Here is a 12,708-nt window from a genome sequence, read left to right on the forward strand (position 1 = left end):
AATTAGTATGGTTTTAAGTGCTAGCTGTTTTTGAGGGTTCGCTATTTTGAGTCATAAACGGAAAAAAGGCTTTGAACGTATTCGTTCAAAGCCTTCTTAGGAAATATATTTAATGGTTAAGGCTCAGCCCTAACGTTGACTTTACTTAGTCATGTTGCCGCTTTTGTACATAGAAGCGAATACAGGTGTGTAAAGTGCAACAATTTTATTAACGATACCAGTCATTTCTTTTTCCTCAATAAACTCAGCTTTAAATAGTACAACCATCGCCTATCCATTGAATCTATAAGGCTTGCGGTCGTGTTTTGATGGGGCTCATTATAGATATTTTAGTTAACTTGAAAAATGATAAAAACAACCACTTCACATTAGTTTTTCTAATGCATATTTTAAGTAAATAACTACGCGTTTTCACCACGAATCCTCCACTTACAGCCATAAAAAAAGGCCGCAATCTGCGACCTTCAACGATGGGGCTAAAGCGAATACCTAGCCTAGTAACTCATTGGCGTTATTAACGATATTTTCAACCGTAAAGCCAAACATAGTAAAGAGTTCATCCGCTGGTGCAGACTCACCAAAGGTTGTCATACCAATAATGCGACCGTTAAGGCCAACATATTTGTACCAGTAATCAGCAATACCGGCTTCAATCGCAATTCGTGCGGTGACATTTGCAGGTAATACACTTTCACGGTAAGCCGCACTCTGCTTATCAAATAAATCAGTCGCAGGCATTGAAACCAAGCGTACTTGGCGACCAGCAGCGGTTAACTCAGCATATGCTTGCGCGGCGATACCCACTTCAGAACCGGTTGCGATCAGAATTAACTCTGGCTCAGCAGCACAATCTTTAAGAATGTAACCACCTTTGGTGATATTCGCTACTTGGTCTGCATTACGATCTTGCTGATCAAGATTTTGACGCGAGAAGATCAACGCTGTAGGGCCATCTTTACGCTCAATTGCGTATTTCCAAGCCACGGCTGATTCAACCTGATCACAAGGACGCCAAGTGCTCATATTGGGAGTTAAACGTAATGATGCCACTTGCTCTACTGGTTGGTGCGTTGGACCATCTTCACCTAAACCAATGGAATCATGAGTGTAAACCTGAATGTTCTGCACTTTCATTAGCGCAGCCATGCGTAACGCATTACGCGCATATTCCATAAACATTAGGAAGGTTGCACCATAAGGTACAAAACCACCGTGTAACGCAATACCGTTAATGATGGCAGTCATACCAAACTCACGCACACCGTAGTGAATGTAGTTACCTGATGCATCTGTTGGTGTGAGTGATTTAGAACCTGACCACATGGTTAAGTTAGACGGTGCTAAGTCAGCCGAGCCGCCCATGAACTCAGGTAATAATTGACCATAAGCTTCAAGTGCATTTTGTGACGCTTTACGTGAGGCAATATTGGCCGGATTTGCTTGCAGATCTGCAATGATCTTTGATGTTTCAGCTTCCCAGTTTGCTGGTAATTCACCATTGATGCGACGGCTAAATTCAGCTGCTAATTGAGGGTAAGCTGCGCTATATGCGGCAAACTTTTGATCCCACGCTGTTTCTTTAGCGTTACCCGCTTCAGTCGCATTCCAATTAGCCGCAATCTCTGCCGGAATTTCAAATGGACCATGGTTCCAACCGAGGAACTCACGTGCAGCAGCAATTTCTTCAGCGCCCAGTGGTGCGCCGTGACAATCATGCGAACCGGCTTTATTAGGCGAACCAAAACCAATGATGGTTTGGCAGCAAATAAGGGTTGGCTTAGTGGTTTCTGCTTTTGCAGCTTCAATCGCGGCATTAATTGCCTCAGCATCGTGGCCATCAACAGTGGCAATTACATGCCAACCATAAGCTTCAAAACGTTTAGCGGTATCGTCTGAGAACCAACCTTCTACTTCACCATCAATAGAAATGCCGTTGTCATCCCAAAAAGCAATTAACTTACCTAAGCCTAACGTACCCGCTAATGAACATGCTTCATGAGAAATACCTTCCATCATGCAGCCATCACCCATAAAGGCATAAGTGTAATGGTCAACAATGTCATGGCCGTGCTGGTTAAATTGCTCTGCCATTGATTTTTCAGCCAATGCCATACCAACCGCATTGGTAATACCTTGACCTAATGGGCCGGTGGTCGTTTCAACACCCGGTGCATAACCATATTCTGGATGACCTGGTGTTTTTGAGTGTAATTGACGGAAGTTTTTCAGATCATCAATCGATAAATCATAACCGGTTAAATGAAGCAGTGAATAAATCAGCATTGAACCGTGGCCGTTTGATAGTACAAAACGATCGCGATCAGCCCAATTTGGATTGTGAGGATTATGATTCAAATGATCACGCCACAATACTTCAGCAATATCTGCCATTCCCATCGGTGCACCAGGGTGACCTGAGTTCGCTTGTTGCACACCATCCATACTAAGTGCACGAATTGCATTGGCCAGTTCTTTACGAGACACCGCATTGCTAGAAGACATATCTGCTCCAAATAGTCATAAAATAATAATTGCCGTCAAAATAGTGGCTGCTTTTTATTGGCAGTCACTTGATTGCGTTTGAGTATTGTCTCAAATAGAGGCGGCCGACTGCAAACGTTTTCGTTTTTAAAAAAGCCATTTTATTCAATGCTATGCAACTTATACCAATACCGCTTTTGAGCACCAATGTCAGTAAAATTAATGGCTTAATATTGAATAAGTTAGCGTTTTGACTAAATCCTTACAGATTACATTGTTGATTTTATAACTGGTCGGGGTATTATAGACGTCTAGACGGAGGTAGCTCTATACATATAAACGTATGGAATGCAGTGCAGTATCAGTATTACCGCTACCGTTCTAATAAATTTATGAATATAAGTGAGATCACTAATGGCTAAACACTTGTTTACTTCTGAGTCAGTATCGGAAGGACATCCAGATAAAATTGCAGACCAAATTTCAGATGCAGTCTTGGATGCAATTCTAGAGCAAGACCCGAAAGCGCGTGTTGCTTGTGAAACTTACGTAAAAACTGGCATGGTAATGGTCGGTGGTGAAGTAACAACTTCAGCATGGGTTGATATCGAAGAAATCACTCGTGAAACAGTACGTGAGATTGGTTACGTTCATTCAGATATGGGCTTTGACGCTAATTCTTGTGCTGTACTAAATACCATTGGTAAGCAATCACCAGACATCAACCAAGGTGTTGATAAAGCAGACCCTAAAGAGCAGGGCGCTGGTGACCAAGGTATTATGTTTGGTTACGCAACTAACGAAACTAAAGAATTGATGCCTGCACCAATTACTTACTCTCACCGTCTTGTTCAACGTCAAGCGGAAGTACGTAAGAACGGTACGCTACCTTGGTTACGTCCTGATGCTAAATCTCAGGTAACGTTTGAATACGATCAAGGTAAGATTGTTGGTATTGATGCAGTTGTACTATCAACTCAACACAGTGATTCAATTTCAACAGCAGATCTACGTGAAGCTGTAATGGAAGAAATCATCAAACCAGTATTACCACAAGAGTGGCTACGTAAAGAAACTAAATTCTTTATCAACCCAACCGGTCGTTTTGTTATCGGTGGCCCAATGGGTGACTGTGGCCTAACTGGTCGTAAAATTATTGTTGATACTTACGGCGGTGCAGCACGTCACGGTGGCGGTGCATTCTCTGGTAAAGATCCATCAAAAGTTGACCGTTCAGCAGCATACGCAGCACGTTATGTTGCGAAAAACATTGTTGCTGCTGGTATGGCTGAGCGTTGTGAAATTCAACTTTCATACGCTATCGGTGTTGCAGATCCAACATCTATCATGATTGAAACGTTTGGTACTGAAAAAGTACATCAAGATATTATTATTGAAGCAGTTCGTCAGCACTTCGACCTACGCCCATATGGCCTACAAGAAATGCTAAACCTACTTCAACCTATCTACAAAAAGACGGCAGCCTATGGTCACTTTGGTCGTGATGAATTCCCTTGGGAAAAAACTGACAAAGTAGACGTATTACGCGAGTTCGCTAAACTTAAATAATAATAAATTTAAGCTTATCAGATACTAAGGGGCGATTATTCGTCCCTTTTTTTATATCTAAAATAAAATAATCGTCAATATTTATCCTGCGGTGTATAGTCTGCGGTAGTTATTCCCTACTCGGTGACCGATTAATCTAGGATATTTCACGCTATGACCCCGCTACAAAAGCAAGTACTTACTCACGTAGAGCATTGCATCAAACATGCTAATCAACGCCTCAATAAACGATTACAACAGCCCGCGGTTAATTTTACTCAACGTGGCAAAATTGCCGCTACTGCGCACTTACAAAAATGGGAACTACGCTTTAACCCAATTCTATTGGCTGAAAATCCTGACGCGTTTTTAAATCAGGTGGTGGCCCATGAAGTCGCCCATTTAGTGGTATTTAAATTATTTGGTCGCGTGCGTCCTCATGGTCGCGAGTGGCAACTGATCATGACTGAAGTGTTTAATGTTGAGCCTAAAACAACCCATAACTTTAATGTTAGCTCGGTCGCTGGAACGACTTATATTTACCACTGCCCATGTAGTGAATACCCACTAACTATTCGTCGTCACAATAAAGTTAAACGCGGTCAAGCCAGTTATCATTGCCGTAAATGTCGCCAACCATTAGTGTTTAAAACTGTCGCTTAATCGTCACTCTCCTCTTCTGGCGACCACAATCCGTTGTTACTGATTAGCAATTAACTTTTGCCCTCCCTCTGCTGCTAACCGTGGTAATATCAGGTATTACTCAACCATTACTACAGATGACTGCATCATGAGAATTCCACGAATTTACCATCCACAACCTTTACCAAGCCAAGGTACGGTTATGCTTAGCGACGATGCGGCTAACCATGTTGGTCGTGTTATGCGAATGCAAGTTGGGCAACAAGTGCTACTGTTTGATGGCAGCAATGCTGAATTCCCTGCAGTAATTAGTAGCGCCAGCAAAAAAGCGGTTGACGTTGAGATTCAAAGCCGCATTGAGCATAGTATTGAATCACCACTTGATATTCACTTAGGCCAAGTGATTTCACGTGGTGACAAAATGGAGTTCACCATTCAAAAATCGGTTGAGCTCGGTGTTAACACTATTACCCCTCTGATTTCAGAGCGTTGTGGCGTTAAACTCAATGCTGAACGATTTGAAAAGAAACTTGATCAATGGCAGAAAATCGCGATTGCAGCCTGCGAACAATGTGGCCGTAATGTTGTGCCAACCATTCGTCCGGTGATGAAACTAGAGCAATGGTGTGCAGAAGAATATGATGGGTTAAAACTAAACTTGCACCCTCGTGCACATTATTCTATTAACACTCTTCCTACCCCTGTAACTAAGGTTCGATTATTAATCGGCCCTGAGGGTGGCTTGTCTGCTGAAGAAATCAGTATGACTGAGCAATACAAATTTGATGAAATTTTATTAGGCCCACGTGTATTACGCACTGAGACTACCGCAATGACAGCCATTACCGCACTCCAAGTTCGTTTTGGTGATCTAGGCTAAGTTAAGCAGGAGAAAACAATGATCAAGCTAGGTATTGTGATGGACCCTATCGAGTCTATCAATATCAAAAAAGATTCGACCTTTGCCATGATGATGGAAGCACAACGTCGTGGTTGGGAATTACACTACATGGAAATGAGTGATCTTTCTTTAGAGCAAGGTGTTGCAATTGCACGTACTCGTACGGTAACAGTAAAAAAAGATCCTAACGATTGGTTTGAATTCCATAATGAGCAAGAGATTCCACTCGCGGATCTTGATGCGGTATTAATGCGTAAAGATCCTCCGTTTGATACTGAATACATTTATGCGACTTACATTCTTGAGCGTGCAGAAGATAACGGTGCGTTGATCGTAAACAAGCCACAAAGCCTACGTGATTGTAATGAAAAATTATTTACGGCATGGTTTCCAGAGCTAACCCCAACCACTATCGTGACCCGTCGTGCTGAGAAACTCAAAGCCTTTCACCAGCAGCACGGTGATGTGATCCTAAAACCACTTGATGGCATGGGCGGCTCTTCAATTTTCCGCGTAATGAAAAATGATCCTAACGTATCTGTGATCATTGAAACCCTAACGAACATGGGTCAAAACTACTGCATGGCACAAACTTTCGTGCCTGATATCAGTAATGGCGATAAGCGCATTCTCGTGGTTGATGGCGAGCCAATGCCATACTGCCTAGCGCGTATTCCAGCCAAAGGTGAAACCCGTGGTAATTTGGCAGCAGGTGGTCGTGGTGAAGCACGTCCGATTAGCGACACTGATCGTAAAATCGCTGAAACTGTAGCACCAATTTTAAAACAGAAAGGCTTAATCTTTGTTGGTCTTGATGTCATTGGTGACAAGTTAACTGAAATTAACGTTACTAGCCCAACGTGTATCTGTGAAATTGAAGCTGCGTTTGATATTTCAATCACAGGTAAACTAATGGATGCGATTGAGCGCCGAATTAACGCTAACTAAGATCATCTAAGCGCTAAACATCAGCCATAATCAAACCAACAACGCAGCGATTGAATGTGATCGCTGCTTGTTACTATCAGCACATCAACGGTGCTGACATGTATTTAATGGTATTGTAAATGAATCTGACCAATCATTTTTTAGTGGCTATGCCCACTATGCAAGATCCAAACTTCAAACACAGTGTCATTTATGTGTGTGAGCATAATGATGAAGGTGCGATGGGTATCATCATCAATCAGCCAATTGAAATCTCAATTGCCGATATGCTTGAACAAATTAATGTCGAACGAACACTGCCTTTAGTTAATCCATTAAGCCTTGAATATCCGGTTCTCAATGGGGGCCCTGTTGCTGAGGATCGCGGCTTTGTACTGCACACACTTCAAGCCGGTTATGACTCCAGCATTACAATTACACCGCAACTTGCCGTCACGACGTCACTGGATATTTTATCCCAACTTGGCACTCAACAAGCCCCCGAACAATTTGTGGTTGCACTGGGTTATGCAGGCTGGGATGAAGGTCAACTGGAGCAAGAATTAGCTGATAATAATTGGCTGACGATTGAGGCTAATAACACCATTATTTTTTCCACTCCGATAGATCAACGCTGGCACCAAGCCATCGCAATATTAGGGGTTAGCCCTGCGAATCTATCATCAGATATAGGTCATGCATGAGTCAATCTCGTAGCGTATTAAGCTTTGATTACGGCACCAAAAGTATTGGGGTTGCAATCGGCCAAGAACTCACAGGCACAGCCAGTCCATTAGCCGCTTTAAAAGCCAAAGATGGTATTCCTAATTGGGATGAAATTGAAAAGATCCTTAAAGAGTGGCAGCCTGATTTAATCGTCGTTGGTTTGCCATTAGATCTCAATGGCAAAGAGCTAGAAACCATTGCTCCACGGGCTAAGAAATTTGCCAATCGTATTCATGGTCGTTTTGGTTATGCGGTCGAATTACACGATGAACGCTTAAGCACAGTTGAAGCTAAATCGGAGTTATTTGAACGCGGTGGTTACCGTTCATTGAGCAAAGGTAACATTGATTCACAGTCGGCAGTGGTTATTTTAGAAAGCTGGTTTGAACGTCAATACGGCGCTTAATCTGCCACTATTTATTGCATATTACTCCGCTGTAAAAAGATAAAAAAAGACCCGTTCCATTTGGAACGGGTCTTTTTTTTGGCTGGTACAGCTTTAGCCCATAAGATCATCACAAAGCTGACAGCTATTTTTCTTTGGGCTAATTCGCTCTTCTCAAGCCGCGTAATTTCTCACCGGATCAGCTTGTACAGCTTTTTGATCATTTAAACCCAAAAACTACGCAACGGTATTAGCGTTATCAGGTAAACAGAAAAAGCAATTAAAAATCAACACTTTAAAGTAAACCTGTTAACTAGCTGCAATTATTACCAATTTTATCATGATGATCCTTTAGCAAAAGGATCATCATGCGCATTATTATTTATCAAGCGTAACGCCAGATAAACTATTTAACGGTTTAGAGCTTGGATCACCAACTTTGATCATCAATCGTAAATCATTCGCAGAGTCGGCGTGATGCAGTGCATCTTGCTCACTGATCTTGCCTTCACGAAATAATTGATACAGCGATTGATCAAACGTCATCATTCCCGCTTCGGTTGATTTCGCCATCACATCTTTTATTTCATACAGATCACCGCGTCGAATAAGATCCGCGACTCGCGGCGTATTAAGCAATAACTCATACACGCCATGACGACCAACACCATTCGCGTCAGCCACTAACTGCTGCGCTAAAATACATTTAAGATTAAGTGACAGATCAAATAAAAATTGCTCGCGGCGCTCTTTGGGCACTAAATGCAAAATCCGCTCTAATGCCTGATTAGCATTATTGGCGTGCAACGTTGCCATGCATAAATGGCCTGTTTCAGCAAAATTCATCGCGTATTCCATGGTTTCAGGGGTACGAATTTCACCGATTAAAATCATGTCTGGTGCTTGGCGTAAGGAGTTTTTTAATGCCACTTCATAACTGGCGGTATCAAGCCCAACTTCGCGCTGAGTGATAATGCATTTGTTATGTTGATGAACAAATTCAATCGGATCTTCCACCGTTAAAATATGACCACTGCGATGCTGATTACGATAGCCCGTCATTGCCGCCATCGAGGTCGATTTACCCGAACCGGTTGCGCCGACAATTAACACTAAACCACGTTTTGATAATGCCAGTCGCTCCATATCAATCGGTAACTGTAACTCCTCCATTTTCGGAATTTGGGTTTCAATTCGCCGAATCACCATGCCTGGTAATTCTCGCTGCCAAAACGCACTAATACGAAATCGAAATCCATTCCGCACTAACGCAAAATTGGCTTCTTTGGTGGTAATAAACTCTTGGCGCAAGCTGGCATCCATGGCCTGATCAAATAACCTATCTACCCTATCGCGATCGAGCACTTCTCCAACATCATGCAAATTGCCATCAATTTTTAATAAACACGCACAATCAACCGTGATGTATAAATCGGACGCCTTTTTTGCCACCATTTGCTCAAGAATATCGTCTAAGGTCATCAGTTATTCCTTTAATTAAAACCCAGATTTACTACTATCAAGAATACGGCGCCCTTCTTCTGATTCGACCATACCTTGTGCCACCAGCATTTTGACGCTTTGTTCCATGGTCTGCATTCCAAGTGATGCACCGGTTTGAATCATTGAATACATCTGGGCAATTTTATCTTCACGGATCAAATTTCGAATTGCAGGGGTTGCCATCATCACTTCATGACAGGCGACTCGACCACCAGAGGTACATTTCAATAGGTTTTGCGCCACTACTGCCCGCAATGACTCCGACAACATCGAGCGCACCATCGATTTATCGCTACCCGGAAAAACATCGATAATACGGTCAACGGTTTTAGCGGCGGAACTGGTGTGTAAGGTGCCCAGAACTAAGTGGCCAGTTTCGGCGGCGGTTAAGGCTAAACTAATGGTTTCTTGATCGCGTAATTCTCCCACTACAATCACATCAGGATCTTCACGTAATGATGACCGCAGCGCATTTTGAAAACTTAAAGTATCGCGATGGACTTCACGTTGGTTGATCAAACAACTTTTACTGGTATGAACAAATTCAATCGGATCTTCAATGGTTAGAATATGGCGTTGATAGTTACTATTGATGTAATCTACTAAGGCGGCAATGGTGGTTGATTTACCAGAACCTGTCGCCCCCGTTACCAACACCAACCCACGACTTAACTGAGCAATATCATAAAAAACCTCAGGCACATTGAGTGAGGCTAACGTTGGAATGTGGATCGGAATGGTACGCAGCACAGCTGAACAGCCACGCGACTGATGAAAAGCGTTAACCCTAAAGCGACCAATGTCGGGTAATTCAAAAGAAAAATCGACTTCTAATTTTTCTTCATACTCTCGACGCTGAGCATCGTTCATAATATCAAATATTAGCCGATGGACTTCGCTATGATCTAAAGCTGGTAAACTGAGCTTTCTCACATCACCATCAACTCTTATCATTGGTGGAACGCCCGCAGAAAGATGCAGATCTGATGCGTTATGCTTTACACTAAAATCGAGTAATTCGGTGATATCCATACATTTTCCTCAAGAATCAATTATGAACAGTATTAAGCAAAATATTACACAGGTCATCAATGAGATGGCACTAGCAACTGAAAAATGCGGCAGAGCCGCCGATTCGGTGCAATTGTTGGCAGTAAGTAAAACCAAGCCCGTTGCCGCGATCGAACAAGCAATTGATGCCGGTCTGGTTGCCTTTGGTGAAAATTATGTTCAAGAGGGGGTCGATAAAGTCAATTATTTTGCAAATCACCCTGCGGCAGAGCACTTAGTGTGGCATTTTATTGGGCCGATTCAATCCAATAAAACTCGCCCGATTGCCGAGCATTTTGATTGGGTACACTCAATAGATCGCCTTAAAACAGCCACCCGTTTAAATGACCAACGTCCAGCCACCATGGCGCCATTAAATGTACTACTACAAGTGAATACCAGTGGTGAAGCCAGCAAATCAGGTATTAGTGCTGATGAGGTAATGGAACTTGCTGCCGCTATTGCCACCATGCCGCAATTAGTTTTACGTGGATTAATGTCGATTCCGCAACCCGAAACCGATTATGATAGTCAATTCGCAGCTTTTAAAGCATTAGCGGATATATTTGAACAACTTAAACCACACCACCCACAACTTGATACCCTATCAATGGGCATGAGTGGTGACATGGAAGCTGCAATTGCAGCAGGGAGTACCATGGTGCGTATTGGTACTGCTTTGTTTGGTGCGCGTGATTATGGCAACCAAGCCTAACAATAGTTTCTAAATAACGGTTAACGACTCTGGCTATCTCTTGAGTATCGTACCAACAGCAAAGGATATTACATGGAACAGCGCTCTATCGCTTTTATCGGTGCCGGTAACATGGCACGTTCAATCATCGCCGGCTTAATTGCCAGTGGCTACGATGCTAAGAAAATCACAGCAACAGCGCCAACGACAACTCGCTTGGCACCGTTAAAGGATGATTTTGGTATTAATACTGACAGTGATAACCTGCGCGCAGCGCAACAAGCTGACGTAGTGGTACTGGCGGTAAAACCACAATTAATGGCCGATGTATGTTTGCCATTGCAAGCGGTCGACTTCAGTAATAAATTAGTGATCTCAATTGCTGCTGGTATCAATAGTGCTCGCTTAGCAACCATGCTTGATAGCCAATTACATTTAGTGCGCGTAATGCCAAATACTCCAGCATTAATCGGTAAAGGCATGAGTGGCTTATACGCAGAGTCAACATTAGCACCGCAAGATCATCAATTTGCCAGTGAGCTCTTGCAAGCTGTTGGTGAAATTTGCTGGGTTAAACAAGAAGCAGATATCAATGGTATCATTGCTGCAGCAGGCAGTGCTCCGGCTTACTTCTTCTTATTTATGGAAGCAATTCAACAGCAAGCAATGGCACAAGGTTTTGATGAACAAACGGCACGCTTGTTAGTTCAACAAACAGCATTAGGCGCGGCAGAAATGGTACAAGCCAACCCAGATACGGATCTTGCCACGTTACGCCAGCAAGTCACGTCTAAAGGCGGTACCACCGCAGAAGCGATTAATACATTCAACCACCATCATTTAACAGAAATAGTGGCTAAAGCAATGCAAGCTGCGGTTGCTCGTGCTCAAGAAATGGAACAATTGTTTTAAGGTTTAATTATGAATTCAATGGCTTTTTTAATCTCCACAGTATTTGATTTATATATCATGATTGTGTTGTTACGGGTGTGGCTACAATGGTCACGTGCAGATTTTTATAACCCGTTTTCGCAATTTATTGTCAAAGCAACCCAACCAGTGGTAGCGCCATTACGTCGTGTGATCCCATCGATTGGATCATTTGATATGGCGACCATTTTATTTGGTTACGTATTATGTGTGGCGAAGTTTATTTTGCTGCAATTAGCATTAACTGGCGGTGCGTTTGCCTTTAGCCCTAGCTTCTTACTGTTAGGTTTATTAGCACTGGTTAAAGCTGCGGGCGGATTATTGTTCTGGGTATTATTAATTCGTGCCATTTTAAGTTGGGTTAGCCAAGGCCGTAACCCAATGGAATATGTGATGCATCAGCTAACTGAGCCGCTAATGGCGCCGATTCGTCGCGTACTACCACCAATGGGTGGTTTAGACTTAAGTATTCTAGTGATCTTCTTAGGCTTGCAGTTTGCTAACTATTTAATGGGTGATCTAATTGGACCGATTTGGTTCCAGTTATGAGTGCTAATGCTGTCTGTCGCCAAGGGGATGATGTGGTTATTCGACTTTACATTCAACCTAAAGCCAGTCGCGATCAAATTGTTGGCTTACATGGCGATGAAATTAAAATCGCCATTACAGCGCCACCCGTTGATGGAAAAGCCAATGCTCATTTAGCCAAGTTTTTAGCTAAGCAGTTCAAGGTCGCTAAAGGTTTAGTGCATGTGGAAAAAGGCTTTCAAGGCCGTCACAAACAAATTCGCATCGAGGATCCAAAGCAGATCCCTGAACCGATTGCGAGCTTGATGCAATAACATCACGGATTATCCCACCGCTAAAAAAGCGAATATTTCGATAATATTCGCTTTTTTTATCGCAAATCTCACTCCACGA

At 42.8% G+C, this 12,708-nt stretch carries 13 protein-coding genes; 10 read left to right on the top strand and 3 right to left on the bottom strand.

The features are described 5' to 3' along the window. Positions 1–489: 489 nt before the first annotated feature. The gene (gene tkt / locus PMAL9190_RS12540; protein ID WP_087845492.1) at positions 490–2,502 is read right to left on the bottom strand and encodes a transketolase; all 2,013 of its coding nucleotides are present in this window, start codon (positions 2,500–2,502) and stop codon (positions 490–492) included. Positions 2,503–2,895: 393 nt separating this feature from the next. Between tkt and metK the strand changes: the two genes are divergently transcribed. From metK to ruvX, 6 genes are all read left to right on the top strand, one after another. Then, positions 2,896–4,050 carry a methionine adenosyltransferase gene (metK, locus tag PMAL9190_RS12545; RefSeq protein ID WP_087845493.1) on the top strand — a complete coding sequence of 385 codons (1,155 nt, stop codon included), beginning with the start codon at positions 2,896–2,898 and terminating at the stop codon, positions 4,048–4,050. 153 nt (positions 4,051–4,203) lie between these two features. Further along, positions 4,204–4,692: a SprT family zinc-dependent metalloprotease gene (locus PMAL9190_RS12550; protein WP_087845494.1), complete on the top strand. Its 489-nt coding sequence runs from the start codon at positions 4,204–4,206 to the stop codon at positions 4,690–4,692. Between the two features lie 127 nt (positions 4,693–4,819). After that, entirely contained in the window at positions 4,820–5,551 is a 732-nt protein-coding gene (gene rsmE / locus PMAL9190_RS12555) for a 16S rRNA (uracil(1498)-N(3))-methyltransferase (RefSeq protein WP_087845495.1), read from the top strand. 18 nt (positions 5,552–5,569) lie between these two features. Next, positions 5,570–6,520: a glutathione synthase gene (gshB, locus tag PMAL9190_RS12560; protein WP_087845496.1), complete on the top strand. Its 951-nt coding sequence runs from the start codon at positions 5,570–5,572 to the stop codon at positions 6,518–6,520. A 119-nt stretch (positions 6,521–6,639) separates the two neighbouring features. After that, positions 6,640–7,203: a YqgE/AlgH family protein gene (locus PMAL9190_RS12565; RefSeq protein ID WP_087845497.1), complete on the top strand. Its 564-nt coding sequence runs from the start codon at positions 6,640–6,642 to the stop codon at positions 7,201–7,203. Then, complete coding sequence (ruvX, locus tag PMAL9190_RS12570; RefSeq protein WP_087845498.1) at positions 7,200–7,631, top strand: Holliday junction resolvase RuvX; 432 nt, start codon at positions 7,200–7,202, stop codon at positions 7,629–7,631. The genes PMAL9190_RS12565 and ruvX overlap by 4 nt, the downstream gene beginning before the upstream one ends. Before the next feature lie 357 nt (positions 7,632–7,988). On the opposite strand, the gene PMAL9190_RS12575 is transcribed toward ruvX, so the two are convergent. Continuing rightward, positions 7,989–9,092, bottom strand: coding sequence for a PilT/PilU family type 4a pilus ATPase (locus PMAL9190_RS12575; RefSeq protein WP_087845499.1), 1,104 nt, complete (start codon positions 9,090–9,092; stop codon positions 7,989–7,991). A gap of 15 nt (positions 9,093–9,107) precedes the next feature. Next, the gene (locus tag PMAL9190_RS12580) at positions 9,108–10,145 is read right to left on the bottom strand and encodes a type IV pilus twitching motility protein PilT (protein WP_087845500.1); all 1,038 of its coding nucleotides are present in this window, start codon (positions 10,143–10,145) and stop codon (positions 9,108–9,110) included. A gap of 22 nt (positions 10,146–10,167) precedes the next feature. On the opposite strand from PMAL9190_RS12580, the gene PMAL9190_RS12585 reads away from it, so the two are divergent. From PMAL9190_RS12585 to yggU, 4 genes are all read left to right on the top strand, one after another. After that, positions 10,168–10,878, top strand: a complete 711-nt coding sequence (locus tag PMAL9190_RS12585; protein ID WP_087845501.1) for a YggS family pyridoxal phosphate-dependent enzyme — start codon at positions 10,168–10,170, stop codon at positions 10,876–10,878. Between the two features lie 72 nt (positions 10,879–10,950). Next, positions 10,951–11,769 (top strand): pyrroline-5-carboxylate reductase, encoded by an 819-nt coding sequence (gene proC, locus PMAL9190_RS12590; RefSeq protein WP_087845502.1) that lies wholly within the window; start codon positions 10,951–10,953, stop codon positions 11,767–11,769. A 9-nt stretch (positions 11,770–11,778) separates the two neighbouring features. Then, positions 11,779–12,336 carry a YggT family protein gene (locus PMAL9190_RS12595; protein ID WP_087845503.1) on the top strand — a complete coding sequence of 186 codons (558 nt, stop codon included), beginning with the start codon at positions 11,779–11,781 and terminating at the stop codon, positions 12,334–12,336. After that, positions 12,333–12,629: a DUF167 family protein YggU gene (gene yggU, locus PMAL9190_RS12600; RefSeq protein WP_087845504.1), complete on the top strand. Its 297-nt coding sequence runs from the start codon at positions 12,333–12,335 to the stop codon at positions 12,627–12,629. Before PMAL9190_RS12595 ends, yggU begins: the two co-directional genes overlap by 4 nt. The last annotated feature ends 79 nt before the right edge of the window (positions 12,630–12,708 follow it).

The organism is Photobacterium malacitanum (assembly GCF_900185615.1).
Taxonomy (GTDB): Bacteria; Pseudomonadota; Gammaproteobacteria; order Enterobacterales; family Vibrionaceae; genus Photobacterium; species Photobacterium malacitanum.